At 46.1% G+C, this 21,068-nt stretch carries 17 protein-coding genes; all 17 read right to left on the bottom strand.

All coding sequences use genetic code 11. The features are described from left to right. Nucleotides 1-2,119 (bottom strand): flagellar protein (locus Q0389_RS04100; RefSeq protein ID WP_298691901.1); only part of this gene is annotated, 2,119 nt, incomplete at its 3' end. Nucleotides 2,120-2,147: 28 nt separating this feature from the next. After that, the gene (gene nuoN, locus Q0389_RS04105; RefSeq protein ID WP_298691903.1) at nucleotides 2,148-3,653 is read right to left on the bottom strand and encodes an NADH-quinone oxidoreductase subunit NuoN; all 1,506 of its coding nucleotides are present in this window, start codon (nucleotides 3,651-3,653) and stop codon (nucleotides 2,148-2,150) included. Continuing rightward, entirely contained in the window at nucleotides 3,653-5,200 is a 1,548-nt protein-coding gene (locus Q0389_RS04110; protein ID WP_298691904.1) for an NADH-quinone oxidoreductase subunit M, read from the bottom strand. The genes nuoN and Q0389_RS04110 overlap by 1 nt, the downstream gene beginning before the upstream one ends. A gap of 9 nt (nucleotides 5,201-5,209) precedes the next feature. Then, nucleotides 5,210-7,096: an NADH-quinone oxidoreductase subunit L gene (gene nuoL / locus Q0389_RS04115; protein ID WP_298691906.1), complete on the bottom strand. Its 1,887-nt coding sequence runs from the start codon at nucleotides 7,094-7,096 to the stop codon at nucleotides 5,210-5,212. Between the two features lie 3 nt (nucleotides 7,097-7,099). Next, on the bottom strand, nucleotides 7,100-7,405 hold the full coding sequence (gene nuoK / locus Q0389_RS04120) for an NADH-quinone oxidoreductase subunit NuoK (protein ID WP_298691908.1): 306 nt from the start codon (nucleotides 7,403-7,405) through the stop codon (nucleotides 7,100-7,102). Continuing rightward, nucleotides 7,405-7,983 carry an NADH-quinone oxidoreductase subunit J gene (locus tag Q0389_RS04125; RefSeq protein ID WP_298691910.1) on the bottom strand — a complete coding sequence of 193 codons (579 nt, stop codon included), beginning with the start codon at nucleotides 7,981-7,983 and terminating at the stop codon, nucleotides 7,405-7,407. Before Q0389_RS04125 ends, nuoK begins: the two co-directional genes overlap by 1 nt. Nucleotides 7,984-7,994: 11 nt before the next feature. Continuing rightward, complete coding sequence (nuoI, locus tag Q0389_RS04130; protein WP_298691976.1) at nucleotides 7,995-8,618, bottom strand: NADH-quinone oxidoreductase subunit NuoI; 624 nt, start codon at nucleotides 8,616-8,618, stop codon at nucleotides 7,995-7,997. Between the two features lie 12 nt (nucleotides 8,619-8,630). Further along, on the bottom strand, nucleotides 8,631-9,620 hold the full coding sequence (nuoH, locus tag Q0389_RS04135; RefSeq protein ID WP_298691912.1) for an NADH-quinone oxidoreductase subunit NuoH: 990 nt from the start codon (nucleotides 9,618-9,620) through the stop codon (nucleotides 8,631-8,633). 3 nt (nucleotides 9,621-9,623) lie between these two features. Further along, nucleotides 9,624-12,110 carry an NADH-quinone oxidoreductase subunit G gene (locus Q0389_RS04140; protein WP_298691914.1) on the bottom strand — a complete coding sequence of 829 codons (2,487 nt, stop codon included), beginning with the start codon at nucleotides 12,108-12,110 and terminating at the stop codon, nucleotides 9,624-9,626. Continuing rightward, entirely contained in the window at nucleotides 12,107-14,362 is a 2,256-nt protein-coding gene (locus Q0389_RS04145) for a 2Fe-2S iron-sulfur cluster-binding protein (RefSeq protein WP_298691916.1), read from the bottom strand. The genes Q0389_RS04140 and Q0389_RS04145 overlap by 4 nt, the downstream gene beginning before the upstream one ends. Before the next feature lie 10 nt (nucleotides 14,363-14,372). Beyond that, nucleotides 14,373-16,409: an FAD-dependent oxidoreductase gene (locus Q0389_RS04150; protein WP_298691918.1), complete on the bottom strand. Its 2,037-nt coding sequence runs from the start codon at nucleotides 16,407-16,409 to the stop codon at nucleotides 14,373-14,375. Nucleotides 16,410-16,418: 9 nt separating this feature from the next. Next, the gene (locus Q0389_RS04155; protein ID WP_298691920.1) at nucleotides 16,419-16,643 is read right to left on the bottom strand and encodes an NADH-ubiquinone oxidoreductase subunit E family protein; all 225 of its coding nucleotides are present in this window, start codon (nucleotides 16,641-16,643) and stop codon (nucleotides 16,419-16,421) included. A 12-nt stretch (nucleotides 16,644-16,655) separates the two neighbouring features. After that, nucleotides 16,656-17,882 (bottom strand): NADH dehydrogenase (quinone) subunit D, encoded by a 1,227-nt coding sequence (gene nuoD, locus Q0389_RS04160; protein ID WP_298691921.1) that lies wholly within the window; start codon nucleotides 17,880-17,882, stop codon nucleotides 16,656-16,658. Between the two features lie 9 nt (nucleotides 17,883-17,891). After that, a complete protein-coding gene (locus Q0389_RS04165) occupies nucleotides 17,892-18,698 on the bottom strand; it encodes an NADH-quinone oxidoreductase subunit C (RefSeq protein ID WP_298691923.1) in 807 nt (268 codons plus the stop codon). Continuing rightward, nucleotides 18,698-19,207: an NADH-quinone oxidoreductase subunit B family protein gene (locus Q0389_RS04170; protein ID WP_298691925.1), complete on the bottom strand. Its 510-nt coding sequence runs from the start codon at nucleotides 19,205-19,207 to the stop codon at nucleotides 18,698-18,700. Before Q0389_RS04170 ends, Q0389_RS04165 begins: the two co-directional genes overlap by 1 nt. Next, entirely contained in the window at nucleotides 19,189-19,578 is a 390-nt protein-coding gene (locus Q0389_RS04175) for an NAD(P)H-quinone oxidoreductase subunit 3 (protein WP_298691977.1), read from the bottom strand. The genes Q0389_RS04170 and Q0389_RS04175 overlap by 19 nt, the downstream gene beginning before the upstream one ends. Before the next feature lie 356 nt (nucleotides 19,579-19,934). Further along, nucleotides 19,935-21,029, bottom strand: a complete 1,095-nt coding sequence (locus Q0389_RS04180; RefSeq protein ID WP_298691927.1) for a methyl-accepting chemotaxis protein — start codon at nucleotides 21,027-21,029, stop codon at nucleotides 19,935-19,937. Nucleotides 21,030-21,068 lie beyond the last annotated feature (39 nt).

A 21,068-nucleotide genomic window follows, 5' to 3' on the forward strand; every position in this document is an offset into this window, starting at 1 on the left:
TAAACTCGATATAAGGACTTTGAGTAAAGGTTTTCGTCCGCTCCTGCAAAGCAACTACTTTACGTCCATATGTTTGCACCATTGCCTCGTCTTTGCGGGTTAAACCTAAGCTAACCATTTGCGTATAACGTTCGATGTCTTTAAAATCCGTGCCGAATGCCGTTTCAATCGCTTTGGCCTGGCGGATCATTGCATTTGCGTCCCCAGTGCGCTGTGCCGAATCAAACATTATCCGATAGATGTCATTGAGGGGAGGATTTTTTTCTACTCCTAAAAGCGTTATAAGTTCCTCTCCTCCTTTCACTGCCTGCTTGTATTCACCGAGTTCGAATTCCGTTTTAACCATCCGGTAGAGCCAGTTTTGGCGTTCTGAAACCGATTTGGATTTTAAATGCGGCTGCACTATCTTTTTAGCGACATCGTATTGAGTCGTCTTAATCGCACAGTCAAAAATCAATGAATCCCATTGAGGCAACAGCTTGATTCTGTACATAGTTTGCAGCTTCATTGCTTCCGTACATTTCCCGGCCTTCAGATACTCTTTTTCCAAACCTATGGCACTTTTCGTAATCATTCCGTCCGTTTCGGGATATTCCGTGCTCTCTAAACGGTACAAATCACTTTCCATATCTAAGACTTCTTTGTACTTTTTCTCTTTCACCAGAAGCTGCGCTTTTTTATAGAGTGCTTTTTGCCCTACGCTATCATCTCCGTATCGCTCGATAAGGTCATTGTACTTTTTGATTTCGCTCGTACTCTTTTGATCCCCTTCATCAAAAAACAGCCCGTCTTTGGCACGGCGGACCTCTTCGACATAATCACCGTATTTATACGTCGAAAGATACTCATTAAACCGTTTAAGAGCTTCAGAACGTTTCCCCGCTTTGGCAAGCTGCAATCCTAAATTTTTTAACAAGACTTGATGATCCGGCGATTTTTTATCCGTTTTGTTTAACAATCCTTCTGTAATCTTGGTCGCCGTTTTCGGATCGTTTCTATTAACAAACGTATCGGCCATTTGTGTTGCGTTTTCACGTACTTCGTCAAAATAGTTCGGATTTGCAGAAGCTATTTTGTCAATGTATTGAGCCGCTTTTTGTGCGTTCCCTCCGTCTAACTCCATCTGTGCAAGTCGAAATGCCGCCTTTGACGCAATAGCGACATCGCTGCTGCTGGCGAGTGCTTTTTGATAAAAGGAAAGCGCTTTTTTAGGTTCTCCGGAGGCTTCAAGCTGTTCTGCTTTGTACACCATCCCCAGTGAAGCAAAGACCGAATCGCTTTGTTCGTCAAACAAACGGTCAAAAAAGTAATCCGCATCGATCGATTGACCTATTTTTCCGTATGCACGAGCGGTATACGCCAGTACCTCCGCCACATTCGGATCGGCTGAATAATCCCGTAAAAAACGTTTTGCGATTTCCAATAGTTTTTCCGGTTCTTCTTTTTCGTGTAAAGCACGAATCTGATACAGCATCAATTCATTTTTAAAGACGGTTTTCGGGTAGCTTTTGAGGGTATTATCGGCTAAATCCAAAACTTTATCGTAATCTTTTGCCACATACGCTTTTTTCATCTCCATATAATCGGTCACATCCTGAACCCGAGTTATCTTGATAGGGTTGCCTTTCAGGTCGAGCCCGCCGACGTAGGGGACGGAATCTTTGCTTAATTTCACCGGAAAATTGATCGCGCTCTCAGGAGGTACGGAAGGTTTTAGAAGCGGAAACGTTTTCTTATAGCCCACTACCGTCCAATGGTCGGTCGTCGTAACATCCGCTTGATAAGTCTGAACGTCTTTTGAGAGATTAAACGGTATCGGGATCAATTTCATTTTAGCCTTGGGCAGGACCGTAATGATATATCCATTGGAGGAAGAGACGGCGGAAACTTTCAAATAGGTGTTATCAATCGGAGAAAAGGTTTGTTTGAGAGATGCCGGAAGATAGCATTCGATCCGGCGTGCTTCGCCGAATTCGTCGTTCGTCGCTTTGCAGCTAAAGGGGGAAATATCCCGTAAATGAAGAATCGAAAATTTTTCTCCTTCTTCTTTACCGCTCTGAATCGACAGTTCTAATGCATATAGAGGCAAGCAGAGGCACAGAGCGATCCAAAGTCTCAATGCTTCCCCCTTTTATTGTCCTTTTGGCTTAGTAGCCGCTATTATACACGAATACAGTAATAACTTCCAAGAGCGGGTTAACGGCGAAAACCGAGAAAATCGTTCCGATGACGGCGATCCCGATAATCGTTTTGAGAGCCGTAGAAGCATTCATAAAATAAAACTTGTCATATCCGACCATAGGCTCTTTCATAAACATAAAGACGATCAATTTAAGATAATAGTATCCTGCAATTGCGGAGTTGAGCGCCATAACCAATGCCAATACGGTATAGCCGCCGCTGACAGCCGAACCGATCATATAGAGTTTACCCCAGAAGAGACCGAAAGGCGGGATACCGGCCAATGAAAGCATGAATAATCCCATCATCACAGCACCCATCGGCATTGTCTTGATCATCCCGGAAAATTTTTCGTACGGGTGATCCGAACTTTGTCCCGGGAGAAGATTTTTTTGACGGTTTACCCACAACATCGTAAAGGCGCCGAGATTGGTTACGCTAAAAAGCGTCCAATACAAAAACAAGCCGGTATTCGATTGAGTCGTCCCGATCAAAATCGCCGCCATGACGAATCCTGCATGCGAGATCGAGCTGTAGGCCAACATACGTTTGACGTCACTTTGGACCAAAGCCCAAATATTAGCAGCCGTCATTGTCACAACCACACCGATGTACAAGATTACCTGTAACCATACGACGCCGCTGTGAACGAGAAATTCAAACAAACGCATCGCTACGACAAAGCCGGCGATTTTAGGAACGATCGACATATATCCGGCCAATGCGGCAGATGATCCTTCATAAACGTCCGGCGTCCAGGTATGAAACGGCACCATCGAGAGTTTGAATCCGAAAGCCGCAATCATAAATGCTACCGCAGCAAGTACATACCCGATATTGCTGTAGTGATCTTCCGCCAATACCGTTGCAATCTGATTAATCTCTACTGAACCGCTGATAGCATACAAAATCATCGAACCGAAAGCAAAAAAGCCTGCAGCCAAAGCACCCATTGTAAAGTATTTGACCGCTGCTTCAAACGATTTCGAACGGTTGTGCAAAGCGATCAGCGTATACAGAGCCAACGACGCCGTTTCCAATCCGACAAAAATCAAGATAAGATTGTCAGTCGCGACCATGAATTGAAAGCCTGCGATCATAAACAAGAAAAGGGCAAAATACTCCGGATAGTTGTACTCATGGAACCGTTTAGAGGTCAATGCCAACGGGATAAATAACATCGAAGCGCCGACGATGATAAGCTGAGAAATAATCGCGATCCCATCCATCAACATAACATCAAAAAATCCGAGTACGGTTCCGTTTTTAAGAAAAACACCTCCGAAGTCGATCAATGCGCCGAAATCAAGAAGTAAGAACAGCAGACTGATCATGACGTAAAGCGACTTGTGCAGTCCCCCTTTGACCATATCGATCACTAAAATTGCCAAAGCGCCGATAACTGCAATGAGCATCGGAGCCAAAGTCGCTAAGTTAAGCGACGCTAATGAAACGTTAATCGGCTCCAACATTAGTGCGCCTCCTGCATTGAAATAATCCCGTTCGCATCAGCGAGGTTAGGGATGCGCTCTTTCGCCTCCGGGCTTTGAGCTTTGTCGTGCATCAATTGAATCAAAGATTCGACGCTGTTGTTAATAGGTTCTAATACCGGTTTAGGATATACCCCAAGCCAGATAGCGACGATAACCAATGGGATAAGTCCAAACAGTTCTGTTTTATTGACGTCTTTAAGATTTTTATTCTCTTCATTCGTCACCGGTCCGAAGAAGGCTTTTTTGTATGCCGATAGCATGTAAATCGCCCCGACGATGATCGCCGTTCCGGCCGTTAACGTGACCATATGCGATTGTTTGTAAAACCCTAGTAAACTTAAAAACTCTCCGACGAAATTGATTGTCAACGGCAAACCGACGGAAGCCATCATCATGATTCCGAAAATGGTCGCATATCGCGGCATCACCGATGCCAATCCGCCGAATTCGCTCATCAATTTCGTATGACGTCTATCATAAATGACTCCGACAAGCAAGAACAGTGCGCCCGATACAACCCCGTGCGCCAACATCAGGAAGACCGAACCGCTAACCCCTTCAACATTCAGGGCAAACGTACCGAGGATAATGACCCCCATGTGTGAAATCGAACTGTACGCGACAACTTGTTTAACGTCTTCTTGTGCATATGCGACCATCGCCGTATAAATAATCATAATGATTGCAATGGCTGCTATCGGGAACATGAATAACACCGATGCATCCGGGAAAAGCGGCAATGAGAATCGGACAAACGCATACGTACCCATTTTCAGCAAAATAGCCGCAAGGATGACCGAACCGATAGTCGGCGCCTGACCGTGGGCATACGGAAGCCATGTATGAAACGGAAACATCGGAACTTTGATGGCAAAGCCGAAAAAGAATGCGATAAAGAGCCACATTTGGAAATTCTCAGGCAGGATTAGGCGATACCATTCCAAAATCGAGAAGCTCCATGTTCCTGTCGCCTGAAAATAAAAGTACGCCATAAACAGCATACCGACCAACATAATCAATGAACCGGTGAAGGTATAAAGGAAAAACTTAACCGATGCGTAAATCCGCAACGGTCCGCCCCACGCACCGATAATATACAACATCGGTACAAGAGAAAGCTCCCAAAACACATAGAATATAATCGCATCCAATGCCGCGAATACACCGACCATCGTCATTTCCAAGAAAAGCAACGTAATGATCAAGTCTTTGATTCTTCGCGTCTCTGTCAATGAACCGATACCGATCAAAGTAAAAAACGTCGACAAAATGATGATAAAGAGCGAAATCCCGTCAACCCCTAAAAGGTAGTTAATCCCGAACGCTTTAATGAGTGGTGCCGACTCCATGAACTGCATGCCCGAAACCATCGGATCATAAGCATACCACAGCCACAACGAGAGGACGAATTCAATCAGTGCAACGGTTACACCGTATGCTCTGATACTCCCTTTCGAAACAACAAACCCGAACATTGCCGCCAATGCCGGGAAGAAAATTAAAATCGTTAAAATATGATCCAACATCATTACTCCTTAAGCGCCAACCGCGTTGTATCCGACGGTAAAGGCAACGGCAAGCGCCAATAAAACAACCAAACCGAAAACCATCCAACGAAGCATTGTCGAGAGGTTTCCGTTTTGAATATCACGTGTATTTTCACCCGTTTTGTAAATCGTGTTGGCAATCATGTCAACTGTTGCATCTACGATTTTCAGGTCGATCTCTTTCCATGCGATTTTAGACAATTCCCGATACGGTTTTGCAAATACTTCATCATACATTTTCGGGATGTAATACTGATTGTACAGAAGGTTGTAGAAAAAGCTTTTTTCCATCGCCGACGAACCGTCCGGAACACTGTTCCAGTTTGAATACTTTTTATAGGCATAGACAATCGCCAAAATAACAAACAACTGTGTCCCGATTGTCATGATCCAATATGCCGCTTGGCTGTGAACATGATACATTCCCGCCGGAAGCAGGTTGATCACCAGTTGGTAATAGGTCATTTTAAACGATCCCGCGATCACCGCTAATACGAGAAGCGGTGACATAGCGACCAACATGAATTTATATGCCTCATGCGGATGGATACCGAACAATTTATAGCGATCCTCTCCGTGGAAAATCAAAGCGACCAAACGGAAAGAGTAAAACGCCGTCAATCCTGCCGTAAGCAGCAAGACCGTATAGAGGACATAATGATGTTCTACAAACGCAACTTCCAAGATCAAGTCTTTTGAAAAGAATCCGGCAAACGGATAGATACCGGCAAGGGCAACCGATGCCAGTGTCATCATGACAAAGGTCCCTTTCATCACTTTGCGAAGCCCCCCCATCTTGAACGGATCGAGTTCATCGTGCATTGCGTGCATAACATTCCCCGCACCGAGGAAAAGGAGCGCTTTGAAAAATGCGTGTGCCATAAGATGGAACAATGCGACCCAATACGCACCCAAACCGGCTGCTACGAACATGTATCCCAGCTGTGAGAGGGTTGAGTATGCAATGATCCGTTTCATATCCCGGTTAACCAGTGCCATCGTCGCAGCAAACATCGCAACGAATGCTCCCAACGAAGCGATAAAATACCCTACATTCGGGATTAAATCGTAAATAGGATTGGAACGTACGACCAAATAAACCCCGGCCGTAACCATGGTGGCCGCATGGATCAGCGCCGAAACCGGAGTCGGACCTTCCATCGCATCGGCTAGCCATGTATGAAGTGGAAATTGAGCCGATTTACCCATCGCACCGATAAAGAGAAAAATACCGATCCATGTAACAACTGCCAACGGAAGGTTTTTAATCTCGGCAAAAACGACATCGTACTGTAATGACCCGATATTCCAATAGATCATAAACAAGCCGATCAACATCCCCAAGTCGGCGATACGGTTCATGATGAACGCTTCGTTAGCCGCCCAGGTAGCCGATTCTTTGTGATACCAGAACCCGATGAGTCCCCATGAACATAAACCGACCCCTTCCCATCCGATGAAAAGACCGGCGAAGTTATCGCTCATAACCAAGACCAGCATCGAGAAAACGAATGCCGAGAGCCATGCAAAAAAGCGGTTAAAGCCTTTATCATGGTCCATATAGCCGATTGAATAGACGTGAACGACCGTGGAAACAACCGTTACGACCATCATCATGACCACACTCACTTGATCGACGACAAATCCGAAAGGGATATACAAATCCCCTGTCGCCATCCACGTCATCAACTCGACGTGTACAGTATGCCCGCCCATGACGTAACTGAGCAAGATTGCACTGCTTATAAACGACGTAAACAACAATCCTGAAGCAACATACCCCGTGAGATATGTTTTAGGCGATGCACTGAAAAGCGATGAGAACAGTGACCCGACCAATGGAGCGAATAATGCAATATATAAATAGAGTTCCATAGCTTATCCTCGCATCGATGTCATTTGATCTAGGTCGATCTTACCGGTACGTTTGTACCATACGATCAATAGGCCCAGTCCGATTGCCACTTCGGAAGCCGCAATCGCAATAATGAAGAATGCGAACATCTGGCCGCTAAGATCGCCCATATAGTGAGAAATCGCCGCAAATGCGATATTGGTCGCGTTCAACAAAATCTCTGTCGCGAAAAAAAGCATCAACAAGTTTTTACGTCGCATAACCCCGATCAATCCGATCGCGAACAATACGCTTGATAAAACAAGATAATGGGTTAGTGTAATTTCCATCAGTGTCCCCCTCCTTGTACTTCGTAGCTATCGCGAACCATTCCGATCTCTTCTTCAGCCATCAAGGTTAATGATTTATCCATTTTCTTACCGGCCAGGACGATTCCGCCGATCATCGCAACCAACAGCATAACCGCTGCCACTTCAAACGGAACAAGATATTTCGTAAACAATACCATACCCACAGCCTGCGAGTTTCCGACATTGGCCTGAATTGGGTAAAGCGCCTGAATGTTATTCGATACAATCGGCGCAACAACAATAGCAACGACCATTACAGCCGCCAACACACCGAGTACAAAAACGATCTGCGGATTAACCTTTTTTTCGACCACATTACGCGTCGTATCAAAGAACATCATCCCAAACGCATAAAGTGCCATTACGGCTCCCGTATAAACGATGATTTGAATCGCTCCGAGAAAGTCGGCTCCGAGAATAAAGAAAAATGCCGAAATAAAAATCATTCCGGCCGCCATAGCGGTGATCGCATAAAGCGCTTGCGACGTCATTACCGTGATGGTAAACATCACGATCGTCAACGCTGCGAACAAATAAAAAGCGATTGCTTCAAACATTCTCTAACTCCTTAATACGCCAACGGGGTCTTTTTGACCGACGCGTCGCTTCCTGGGATAATGGCACCAAAGCCCGGATATTCGGCTTGTTCGCCCGCTTTTAATAGATCAAGCGGGGTAAGCATGTCATCTTTGATTACGAAATGGGCCCGTTGTTCCGATGCGTTCTCATAGCGCGGCCCGTGAACGATCGCAAGTTCCGGACACACTTCCGCACAATATCCGCAAAAGATACAACGACCGAGGTTGATACTGTACTCGGTCACTTCCTTGCGGCTGTTTTCATCGATACGCGTGTCCATACGGATACAATCGGAAATACAGATCTTTTCACACAATCCGCAGCCGATACAACGCTCATACCCCGATTCCCATAGACGCAGCAATTTATGAACCGCACGGTAACGCGGTCCGATCGGCAATTTCTCTTTAGGGTATTGAACGGTATGAATGTCGAATTTGATCATCTCTCTCATAACGACCCATAAACCGACAAACAATTCCCCTTTGAAGGCACGTTTGACAACTTGTTTGAATTTATCCCATCCCGTCGTCGGATACTCTTCGATATCGACGTAAAAATAAGCACTGTCGACGCTCACATTACGATCCGTAAATGTTTCTTCATGATGCATCACACTACCCCCTTAAAACATCATCACGATACCGGTGGCAACAACGTTGAGCACCGCGATCGGCATTAAAACTTTCCAACACAACCACATCAACTGGTCAGGTCGGACATCCGGCCATGCAGCACGCGTCCAGAGGAAAAAGAAAAAGAAAAACGCTACTTTAAGGATCAACTGAAATGCCCCTGCGAATGTACCGTCACCGAAGCCGCCCAAGAAAACGATCGCGATAACGAACGAAATAAAGAACATGTTGGCATATTCACCGATGAAAAAGAGTCCCCATCTCATCCCTGAATACTCCGTACCGAAACCGTCGATAATTTCATGGTCGTTCGCTACGAGGTGAAACGGAGTACGGCCTGTTTCCGCAAACGCCGCAATCCAGAAAAGGATGAATGCAACCGGTTGAGACCATACGATCCAGTGGGTAATCCCTCCGGCTTGATAATTATTGATATCGATAAGTGAAAGGGATCCTACCATCATCAGCGGTGCAAGCAAAGCAAGTCCGGTAATCACTTCATACGAAATAAAAACAGCCGCACTACGCGCCGCAGAGATCAACGACCATTTATTCGCCGATGCCATCCCCCCTAAAAGGGGACCGTATAAACCGACTGCCATCACACCCAGTACATAAAGAATACCGACGTTGATATCCGCAACGATCGGATGGACGGTATATCCAAATGCGGTAAACTGTGGCCAAAACGGAATAGCTGCTGCTGCCATAAACGCCGTTGCCGCGGTAATGACCGGAGCGATTTTAAAAATCGGTTTGACAACGTTTTGCGGGATGATGTCCTCTTTGGTGAAGAGTTTGATACCATCAGCCGCGACTTGGAGCAATCCAAACGGTCCAACGTGCATCGGCCCGAGACGGCGTTGCATAAATGCCAGTACTTTACGCTCGAAATAGGTACCCAGACCCGCTAATGCTGAAAAGATTAACAAGATAACGACGATTTTAACAATCGTTTCGATGATAAATGCTATATCCATGCTTTACACCTTTTGAATTGATACGCTTGCAAAACGGTAGCCGTCAAACAATGCTTCGGAATTAATGGCCGTATCGAACGTCGGAAGATACCCGATATCCCCCTCGATTTTCCCGTCCATGATCACGCTGAGCGTAAGCTCGCCGCGCGGAGTTTTAACACGTACATTCGCCCCTTCGTCCAAGCCGTTTGCTTCCATGTACGTTTTGGAGAGATAAAGCCCTCCATTGCTTGCAAGCTGGTGTGCCCGAGCCGTAAACGGCGAAAACTGAAGAACCGGATTGGCAAGATACACGACCGAATCGTTGATAGCGGCGGAAGCATTAAACGGAGCAACACTCTCATCCCCGTTTACACCGACAGAGATGTTTTCAATCCGGTATCCGCGAACCTCTTCACCCGCATTGGTATAGTGATTCGGCAAAGCATCGAAATCGATCGCTTTGAACCCTGCACTCACCGGAAGCTGTTTCGTGTAGGAAACGGTCAACGGCGCATCCAGTCCCAAAGCGTTTGCTATGTCGTTAAGGACGTATCCGCCGTAACCGAGTGCCGCATTCGTCGGATTAACCCGTTTGTCGATACCGCAAAGCGTCCCTTCCTGTTGATTCAATGCCGGCATATCGAGATCCCCGTTACCCAATGCACTGATCGTAAAGTTCCCCGCAGTGTTATAGCCGATAGTGTAGCTTCCCGCTTTGTCATCCAGATCACAGATCATCGCAGCCCCGAGAGTATTCGAAAGATTCGGGATCATCGTCACGCTGAACGGTGTGTATTTTTCGATCAATGCCACAAGACGTGCACAATTGCGCGCATTCGGATGGGTATAAAGATCCGGCCCGACCATAAGGGCAAACGTCTCTTTTTTAGCAAGATATTTTTCCAGCGTTTCTGCAAATTTTGCCGGAGCGTTCAAAAGATCAAAAAGGGCATTTTCATCTACTTCAACCTCTTTGGAGACTTTTTTCTTGACGGTCTTCGTGACCTCTTCACTCACCTCTTCTTCAATGCCCGTCTCTTCATTCAACACTTTTTTGACAACTGTTTCCGTCACTTTTTCATCAACGGTCTCTTCTACGGTGACCGTTTTTGTAGAGTGAAACGTTGCCAAATACTCTTTTAGAGCGGCAGGCATCGCCTCTTTGTCGCCGAAAAGATCCAACATCAGATAAAGAGCCGTCTCTTCCATCATCGGGGCATGGTTGAACTGCGTGATACTTTTCGACATATCGGCGATAACCGGGTCGTTGATCGGGTGGAAATAAAGTCCCGCCCCTTTGTTCATTGACAATGCGTTATTCATCGCAAAACGGGCGTTTGGATTGTCAGTTTTAAGAGCACTTCCGATAGATACAACGAAGTCTGACGCATGCACGATGCCAACATCGCCGCCGTAAAGCGATTGTCCGCTTATCTCGCTGTACGCACCAAGGAAATTTTTAAACGCACGCGCTTCTTCATTGATAAGGCGGTAGCCGTATTTTTCTTTGAGCTTTTGGAGGATTAACGCTTCTTCATTGGTAATCGTCGACGTAAACGCAATCGTATCGGCTTGTTTAAACGCCGTGATCGCCGCATCGAAAGCCGCAGGGTTTTTGCTTACATCGCGGTTTTCAAAATCGTATCCATAGCGTCCGGCACCGCACAAAGAGACATAGTTCCATTCATTTTTGACACGGTAGATTTTATTCTCCGGATTTTCGATGGAGGTGTGTTTGATGTCGTAGCTGAGCTGACATCCCGCCGAACAATGGGCACAGGTAGCCGGAATTTGTATATGTTCCCATGCATTCGACGTATATTGATAGTCGGTACTGACCAATGCACCGACCGGGCAAACAGCGCTGCACTCTCCGCAGTTGGTACAATCGAGCGTATCTCCGCCGTTAGGAGCGATCAACGATTTATTGAGCTTATTCCACATTGAATAGGCATCTTTGGGCATCGTCTCTTTAAATTCGGCTTCGATCGCATCGCTGCCGCGTGCCGTCGTTTTCAATGCAGCGTCACCGATCATATCTTTACATACGGTGATACATCGTTCGCACATGATACATAATGCGGGATCGTAATGGATCAATCCCCAGTTTTGTGCCGGTTTATGAGTATCTTTAATCGAATAGGTTTGTGAATCGACTCCCATTTCGAGCGTATAGTTTTGAAGTTCGCACTCTCCGGACTGATCGCAGACACCGCATTCGAGAGGATGGTTCACATCGTAAACTTCCATAATCGCACGACGTTCCGACTCGATATTCGGCGTTGTCGTTGAGATATTCATCCCCTCTTTTGCTTTGGCGTTACAGGCATATACCTGTTTTCCGTCTGCTTCGACTAAACAAATACGGCATGCCAGCGTCGGCGAACATCGCGTCAGATAACATATAGCCGGAATGAAAATCCCGTTAGCACGGGCCGCATTTAATATATATTCACCCTCTTGGGTTTGAATAGAGCGGCCGTCTATGGTAATTGTGACTTCATTCATGATTCACTCCCCATCCTCATAATTTTCACCTTTTCAAATCGATATTTATCATTCATCGCACCGAATGCGTTGTCATACGCCGGAACCAGCGCAATGGTCCCTTTTAAAGCCGAATCCAGTTTAAAGGTTCGTTCTTCTCTCTTCCCTAAAAACTCGATTTGTACTTTATCGCCGTCTCCGATTTTAGCGGCAGCAGCGAATTGTGCCGATCCCCGCAGTGCATGATCGTGTTCGAGCTGTTGCGACATTGCCGTATACGCATTAAACTGGTTAACCGGATTACAGCGGTACACAACCGTTCCGTTGAACTCAGGAAGATCTTCAACCGATTCGAGTTCGCCGTTTGTTTCAACGTCGACATTATCGAGTCTGTATCCTCGAATATCCTCGCCCAGAGATCCGTAAAAATTCCCCAAATCATCGAATGCGACAGCCTTAAATCCTTTGTCAACCGGCAGCTGTGCAGTATAGTCAATGGTATATCGGGCTTCTATCCCCAGCGCATTTGCCAAATCGTTCAACGTATATCCATCAAATCCGACAGCCACATTCGTCGGAAGAAGCTGATAATTGAGAGTGACAAACGTACCCTCTTGCTGATTCAATGCCGGAAGCACCAAGGATGCTTCTTGGACTGAGCCGATCACATAATCGCCGGACGCATTATAGCCAACAACCGATCCGCTCTCAGACTCGACATCCAAATCGCAAATCAACGATACCCCGACGGTATTCACACTCGGAGCAATCACAACGACAGAGAAATCGGTATATATCTCGATCATTGCACATAATTTTGCAATGTTCTGTGCGCGGTTGTGATGCAACACATCACTGCCCACTACCAATGTTTTTCGTTTCGCACGCCCAAACGATTTGTCGATCCGCGTGTATTCTTCGTCTCCGACATTGCTCTCGGCACACAAATATCCATCGTCGAGTTCTTCAAAATACGCACGATCCTCATCGCTCATATCCGTGCCGTTCAAAAGGGTTTTTGCCAACATGGCGATTACCCCTTCTTCCGTTCCCACTTCGTATTTGACATATTGGGTAACTACGTTTTGAAGCAGCTCGTCTTCCAACGGATGCATATAAACGACTTTCGCTCCGTTGTGGCGCGCAGCCGTTGTTACTGCGTAACGGACAGCCGGATTATCCGTTGTCATCCGCCCGCCGAAAACGATCACGCCGTCGCTTTGGGCAATCGCATCTAGAGTTCCGCCGAATCCTGATTTTCCGCTAATCGAGCCGTACGCATTCATAAACGATTGATAGGCTCGTGCCTCTTCATTGTACAGTTTAAGTCCCGTACATTCTTTGATTTTTTGGAGGATCATCGCCTCTTCATTGGTTACCATCGAACTAAAACGGATTGCGCCGGCATTTCGGATCGATTCGAGTGCTTTGGCAAACTCTTGCTCCTCTTTTTGCCCTTGGCGGTTAAAATCAAATCCGAAACGTCCGGCTCCGCAGAGCGTTGCGTGTTCGAAATCATTGGTCACACGGTAAATTTTGGATTCATCCCCTTTGGCAATCGATGTATGTTTCACTTCATATACCAAAGAACACCCGGCACTGCAATGCGCACAAACAGCCGGTATCTGAGAGAGTTCCCAGGCATTGGCCGAATATTGAAAATCGGAACTTACCAATGCTCCGACAGGACACACCGCAATACACTCACCGCAGAACGTACAATCGAGTTTATCGCTGTTTTTCGGAATGACTGCCGATTTGTATCCGCCGAACTGCAATGTAATTGCATCATCTCCGATGATTTCATTGCAGACATGAACACATTTTTCACACAAAATACACAAAGAAGGATCGTAATTGATCAATCCCCAGTGTTCGATTGTGCGATGTTGGTCTTTTGCCGTAAAATGCTGAGCCGATACACCGAATTCCAACGTCTTGTTTTGGAGATCGCATGCACCCGATTTATCGCACACGCCGCACTCTAACGGGTGATTGACATCGTAAAGACGCATAATATTCGTTCGCTCAGTCTTGAGACGATCCGAATCGATCACGACAGAGAGCCCTTCGGTCGGCGGAGTTTGACAGCTTAAAATCAAGCCGTCCGTTTTATCGGTCTCTACCACGCATAATCGGCATGACGCACACGGAGTCGTTTTTTCCAAATAACACATCGTCGGGATATAAAATCCCGCTTTCCGTGCCGCTTGGAGAATCGTCTCCCCTTTGTTTGCTATGACGGGCTGGCCGTTAATCGTAAAATTGATCATCCATCCCTCCTTAGTGTGCTACCATCGCGATGTAATAACAGCGCATACAGCGTTCTGCTTCTGCGAGTGCTTCTTCTTGAGTAAATCCGTATTTCACTTCACGGTTGTTGTCTTTGCGTTCATCGACTGTGAGAACTTCACTGTGTTGGCGCGGCAATCCCGGAAGCCAACCTTGAATTTTCTCTTTTTTGTTATAGACTTTGAGACGGCGCAAATGATCTTCCATGATCTCATCGTTCGTCAGAGTAATTTCTCCACTGGTGACATAGCGCGATATCACCGATGCGGCACGTTTTGCCTGACCGACCGCATTCACGATCGTCATCGGACCGTATTCACAGTCTCCCGCTGCAAAGATCCCTTTGCGTGACGTCATGTAATCTTTCCCGTTCGTTTTGATCGTCGCCCACGACGTGCGTTCGATTTCCCACTCTTCAGGGAGCAGTTTCAAATCGGCACTTTGGGATACGGCAGGGATCAGATAATCACACTCCATATCAAACGACGCCCCTTCGATTTTCTCTAATGTCGGACGTCCGCCGTTCGGATCCGGCACAAGTTCGAAACGGTCAATCGTAAGCGATTTGAGGATATCGTTTTCATCGTTCATTTTGGCAACCGCCGAATGAAAAATAAACTCTACTCCCTCTTCGACCGCTTCGTGATACTCTTCGTACGTCGTGTTTTTAATGATCGTCGCTTCATCACGGCGATAGAGCATGACGACTTTTTTCGCATTGGCACGGATAGCGCAGCGGACAACGTCCATCGAGGTAAATCCTCCTCCGACGCAAACCAATGTTTTTCCGGTCAAATCGACAAAATTTGCCGGAAGCATATGCCGTTTTTGATCCGCTTCAGGAACCATGATGTCGTATTTGACTTGGAGATTGACTTTATCCAAAAAGTCGATTGCTCCCCAATATCCCTGAATTTCAGGACGTTCGTTATCACAATAGACTTTTTTCGAAATACGGGTCCCCGTCGCTACCAACGTCGCATCATAGTCGTTTTCGAATTGACGCATCATATCGGCGTTTACTTTCGTATTGGTGATAAAATTCACCCCAAGACTTCGTACCGCTTCAATATCTTGATTATATTTGTCAACCGGCATACGATATTCCGGAACCCCGACCGCTACCTCACCGCCGAGAACCGGGAGCTCTTCGTAGACATCGACATCGATTCCGTCCAGTGCCAAATAATAGGCACCTGTAAGCCCCGCAGGACCCGCACCGATAACCGCCACTTTTTTACCGATTGAAGGCTTTTTCTCGCTCGGATGAAAGAAACCGAAACCGTGATCCGTTTCGTAATCGGCACCCAAACGTTTGAGTTCCATGATCGAAATCGGCTCGTCCAGATTCGTACGGCGGCACTCCGTCTCACACGGATGCGGGCAAACACGTCCACAGGTATGTGCTAACGGCATCGTTTGGCGGGTCGCCATTAACGAATCATCAAATCGTAAATCGCGAACACCCTCGATATAGGCCGGAATGTCGACATGCGCCGGACAGGCATCCATACACGGTGCGGTGATTTTAGCAATGTAACTGGTATCTTCCAAATGGTAATGTTTTGAGGGTTTTTGGTTCTCGATACACGCCATAAAATCTGACTCAAAATGGCTCATCAAATCCAAAAGCGGATTCGGAACCGTTTTGCCGATTTCACATTTAGAGGTCTCCTGCATCGTTTTGGAAACCTCTTTGAGATGATCCATATCCGCTACTGTCCCTTCTCCTCTGGCGATTTTATCGAGTAAGTCGTATAAGATACGTCCACCCCATCGTCCCGGTGCACAGCGCCCGCACGCTTCGGAATAGACCTGATACTGCGCCGCGTATTCTGTTGCCAGACGGACTACGTCGACATCAGGATTAAAAAGCGCTACGCCGTCCCAACCGATAAACGCTTTGGAATGGGCGTGTTCATTGTATTCCAACGGAAGGTTATAAGCAGAATTTTCCCAAGCATCGTCAGCTTTGCCGATGTTGTTGATTTGCTCACCCCGCCACGTGGAGAAATAGACTTTACTCACAACGTTTCCTTATTTCTTGACCACAATGGTCCAGTCGGCTTCGTTGAATTTCAACGAGTTCATGAGGGAGCACCCAAGCTCTTTAACCAAATCAGCTGATTGTTGTACCGACGTAAAATCACCGATCTCAAATAAGAAAATCGCAACTTCACCGCTAGCAGTTTCATTTTTGATAATCTCGGACATGCGGCCTGTAAAATTTTCTTTCAAATGACGTAAATCGTAACGTTTCACTGCATGCTCCTTTTAGCGGTCTACTTCACCGAAGACGATATTGGTCGTCCCGATGATAGATACAACGTCCGGAATGTAGTGACCCGGCAATAAGTCGGTCAAAATCCCTGTGTGCCAGAATGACGGCGCACGGAGTTTTAGACGATACGGATATGCTCCCCCCTGACTGTTAATGAAATAGCCAAGTTCTCCCTTCGGAGATTCGGTCGCAACATACACTTCTCCTACCGGAGGGCGCATCCCTTGTGTCACAAGGACAAAATGCTGCATCAACGAGTAGTTTTGGGTCATGATATCGATTTTCGGAGCCGAGATGTATTGCGGTGCATGCGCCATCAATTCAGGGCCTGTCCCCTCATACATATCGAGTACTTGGTACAAGATTTTCGCCGATTCGCGCATCTCTGCCATATAAAGTTTATAACGGGCGTAGTTGTCCCCTTTATCGGAAACCGGAACGTTGAAATCGACTTCGTCATAAAGCTCATACGGCTCTTCTTTACGGATATCCCACTCAACGCCCGACGCGCGGAGCATAACTCCCGAACAACCCCAGCTTAGGGCCATCTCTTTAGAGATTACACCGACGTTTTCCATACGCATTTTCCAAATACGGTTAGTATCTAACAAATCTTCGTAATCTTTCATATTCTCCGGCAATTTATCTAAGAACTTGCGAAGATCGGCGATAAAGTTATCCGGTAAATCAAGAGGAACACCGCCGATACGAACTGCCGCATGGGTCAAACGGGCACCGCAGTAGTCTTCGATCAAATCCATTAGATATTCGCGTTCGCGGAATGCAAAAAGGAAAATTGTCATCGCTCCGATGTCGAGCGCCGTTGTCGCCAACCAGAAAAGATGCGACATCAAACGGTTGGTTTCTAAAAGCATCATGCGGATTACTTTCGCACGGCGCGGTACTTCAAGTCCGATTAGACGTTCTACCGCCAATGCAAACCCGTAGTTGTTCGAACTCGATGCGATATAGTCCATACGATCCGTTGTCGGCATAAACTCGTTGTAGATCATGTTCTCCGCCATCTTCTCCATACCGCGGTGAAGATATCCGATATCCGGATGGGCTTTGGTGATCTGCTCTTGCTGCAAATGAAGCATCAAACGCAATTGGCCGTGAGCCGATGGATGCTGAGGCCCGAAATTGAGGATTAACTCATTATCGTGCCGATCAAAGGTAATGTTTTCGAAAAAAGGTCTTAATCTATTGGATTGTTGCATACATGATCCTTAACGGTCGCGATCAGAGATCACGACACTCTTCTCTGCGTCAAATTTTTCGATGAGGAACACACCGTCGCTCTCTTGGTAACATAGCGGAGTATCCGGTTCGCCTTGGCTGATATCGGCACCGCGCGGCACTTCGTGTCCCAAACGGGCAAAACGTTCGGTGTCGTACCGCTCGACACGTGCAGGATCGCGGTTTTCCGGTCCGATAATGTCGCGGGCTTCTTTACCGAACAACTTATCGACTTCATACCATTGGGCGAATTCGTCCCCTTGAAGCGGATAGGTTTTTCGAAGCGGGAATCCTTCCCAATCATCCGGCATCAAAATACGTTTCATGTACGGATGGTTATTGACAACCACACCGAACATATCGTACATTTCTCGCTCGCTCCAATCCGCAGAACGGAACAGTTTTTCAACGCTTTCAATCGACTCTTTTTCATCGATTTTGCATTTTACGCGGACACGTTTGCGTTTGCTCATACTGAGCATTTGGTAGAAAATCTCAAATTTTCCTTCCGTAGCCAACCAATCGATCGCAGACATTTCAGAGAGTTGATTGTAATCAAGCTCATCTTTCATCAGTTTAATCACATCGAAATTGTCTGCGGCGTTGATCACGACAACCATCTGCCCGACTTGGATATACGCATCCAAAACATCGAATTTTGCTCTGATCGCTTCGAGATCCGCAGCAAAAACGGCATCTTCATTCACATCACTTTTCGCTACTTGCGGAGCAACCCAATAGCGATCAGTATAATAGGGCTTTTTTTGTACATCGTCTTTAGGGGTGTAAGCTCTCATTACATCAGCCTTTTTGGTTTTTGAGCACGTGATGCACTCTCTTTACGAATTTTTTGCTGCAACAGCAATACTGCATATTGCAAGGTTTCAGGACGCGGTGCACATCCCGGCAAATACAAATCGACAGGGATAACACGGTCTACCCCTTGAACCGTTGCATAGGTATTGAACATACCGCCGGTATTTGCGCATGATCCCATCGAAATAACCCATTTAGGTTCCGTCATCTGATCGTACAAACGGCGGATAAACTCCGCATGTTTTTTTGTCAAAGTTCCCGCAACGACCATGAGTTCCGCTTGACGCGGAGAAGCACGGAAAATCGTACCGAAACGGTCGAAGTCGTAACGCGATGCCCCGGATGCCATCATTTCGATACCGCAGCACGCCAAACCGTACGTCAATGCCCAAATCGAGTTTGACCGACCCCAGTTGACTACTTTGTCGATCGTTGTCAAAGCGACGGGAAGTCCGCCGTCTTTGAGATAATTTACTTGATGTTGTGCCATTCGAGTGCCCCTTTCTTCCACGCATAAACGAAACCGATTGCTAAAAGCAAGATGAACATCATCATCTCAACGAATCCGAACCATCCCAAAAGCTTAAAGTCAATTGCCCACGGAAACATAAAAACAATCTCTACGTCAAAGAGCAAAAACAATAATGCGAACAGATAAAACTGCGTCGAGATACGGTTCGGTTGTTTTGTCACTTCCGGTCCGCATTCGTAAACTGTCAGCTTAAGCTTTTCAGTGTCTTTAGCCGCTAATGCGCGGCTGGCTAAACGTGCGATGACGGTGGTAGTGTAGAATGCACCAAACGTCAACACGAACAGTACAAATACCCCAAAATAAGGATTTGCTACTTGGTAATGCTCCATAATTCCGACCTTTTTGTGGTTGATGGCATATCCCGGTTCGATAGAAACTTTCCCCATAGGATACGGTTTTACGTAAAAACAGTTATTGCACTATAACAAAAAGAGAATTAAAGCAACCCTTTAAGGGTTTATCTTTTTTTATTCGTGTTACTATTATAAACAAATAAATTGTACGTTTTATGCATTAGTGTCCAATTTAGTAACATATTTTACTTCAAGTTTTACAGATGTCACTATTTCCTACACATTGTGATAGTCATTTTGACTAAATTCTGGAGAAAAATATCAAAAAGTGGGGATTATCGGAAAGTCAGGGTCAAAAGAGCGTTCTTTCGACCTGGAAATATCGGAACGTCTTATTGTTTTTCCTGCAGCATTTGATCCAGCGTCGCAAATACGCCGTTGCTCGCAAGCTCCATCTCTTCAAATACTTTGACAAGACGCTCAGAACCGATACTTTCGGTTTTCATCAGATCAAAAATTTTGTGGGTCGAATTATGGACGATAGAGTGCGGTGTTTCAAGCGATGTGTAACTGGAAGTTTTTTTGAAAAACTCTGCCCCTTCCCCCTCATAATACCATTTGCCCAGACGGCAGTTATGATGATCGACAAACGCAAACTGCTCTTTACCGGTTATGGCGGAGAGATAAGTATTAACCTTCCATACGATATGATCGAGTTTCGCCAGACTCATAAATACCCGCTCTGCCGTATGTTCGGTATTAATGAATGTCTTTCGCATCAACTGTGCGTTTTCTTCCATATTGGCATTAAAGGTCAAAATCGATTCGTTTGATTCTTGGATATTTTCCTGAACTTCGTCAAATTTTTCTCCGATCGTCGTAACGTCTTGTTTCATCGATTGCAAGGAGATATTAATTTCGCTAATTGCTTTATCGGTGCGATCAGCCAGTTTACGGACCTCGTCTGCTACGACCGCGAAGCCTCTTCCGTGTTCACCCGCACGCGCTGCTTCAATCGCCGCATTCAACGCCAAAAGATTTGTCTGGTCGGAGATATCTTTGATCAATACCAAAATATTCGCCACGTCTTGCGCCCGTTCCGATAAGGCATGTACCGTTTCCATCGAATCGGCGGCCAGATGGTTAAGTCCGTCCAAAGTCGCGGAGATTCCGGAAGCTTTTTGCCCAAGCTCAACAATATTTTCCAATAAAGAAGTGGACTGTGCAATGTTTTCTTTGGAAGCGGAGACCGATGCAGCCATATTCCCCTGAATATCAATGAGATTCTTTTTAAGCTGCTCGTTTTGATACGTCATCATTATCGATGCGTTGTCGCATTTGCTGTGATCTGATTGTTTTTCAATCACTTGCTCTTGTTCGCGGAGACGCTCATTTAATCTTCGGTTTTCGTCCCGAAGATTTTCAACCTCTTTTTTAGCGGTTTCCAACTCTTCTCTTAAAACTGAATCATCATTAAACCAACCCATAGCCCATCCCTATTTATCACATTTTTTTTACCGATTTTC

It is taken from the genome of uncultured Sulfuricurvum sp., assembly GCF_937936435.1.
GTDB lineage: Bacteria > Campylobacterota > Campylobacteria > Campylobacterales > Sulfurimonadaceae > Sulfuricurvum.

Bases quoted from the DNA above. Each gene is read 5' to 3' on its own strand.
- nuoN (WP_298691903.1), bottom strand. From the start codon at position 3,653: ATGTTGGAGCCGATTAACGTTTCATTAGCGTCGCTTAACTTAGCGACT.
- Q0389_RS04110 (WP_298691904.1), bottom strand. From the start codon at position 5,200: ATGTTGGATCATATTTTAACGATTTTAATTTTCTTCCCGGCATTGGCG.
- nuoL (WP_298691906.1), bottom strand. From the start codon at position 7,096: ATGGAACTCTATTTATATATTGCATTATTCGCTCCATTGGTCGGGTCA.
- nuoK (WP_298691908.1), bottom strand. From the start codon at position 7,405: ATGGAAATTACACTAACCCATTATCTTGTTTTATCAAGCGTATTGTTC.
- Q0389_RS04125 (WP_298691910.1), bottom strand. From the start codon at position 7,983: ATGTTTGAAGCAATCGCTTTTTATTTGTTCGCAGCGTTGACGATCGTG.
- nuoI (WP_298691976.1), bottom strand. From the start codon at position 8,618: ATGCATCATGAAGAAACATTTACGGATCGTAATGTGAGCGTCGACAGT.
- nuoH (WP_298691912.1), bottom strand. From the start codon at position 9,620: ATGGATATAGCATTTATCATCGAAACGATTGTTAAAATCGTCGTTATC.
- Q0389_RS04140 (WP_298691914.1), bottom strand. From the start codon at position 12,110: ATGAATGAAGTCACAATTACCATAGACGGCCGCTCTATTCAAACCCAA.
- Q0389_RS04145 (WP_298691916.1), bottom strand. From the start codon at position 14,362: ATGATCAATTTTACGATTAACGGCCAGCCCGTCATAGCAAACAAAGGG.
- nuoD (WP_298691921.1), bottom strand. From the start codon at position 17,882: ATGCAACAATCCAATAGATTAAGACCTTTTTTCGAAAACATTACCTTT.
- Q0389_RS04165 (WP_298691923.1), bottom strand. From the start codon at position 18,698: ATGAGAGCTTACACCCCTAAAGACGATGTACAAAAAAAGCCCTATTAT.
- Q0389_RS04170 (WP_298691925.1), bottom strand. From the start codon at position 19,207: ATGGCACAACATCAAGTAAATTATCTCAAAGACGGCGGACTTCCCGTC.
- Q0389_RS04175 (WP_298691977.1), bottom strand. From the start codon at position 19,578: ATGGAGCATTACCAAGTAGCAAATCCTTATTTTGGGGTATTTGTACTG.
- Q0389_RS04180 (WP_298691927.1), bottom strand. From the start codon at position 21,029: ATGGGTTGGTTTAATGATGATTCAGTTTTAAGAGAAGAGTTGGAAACC.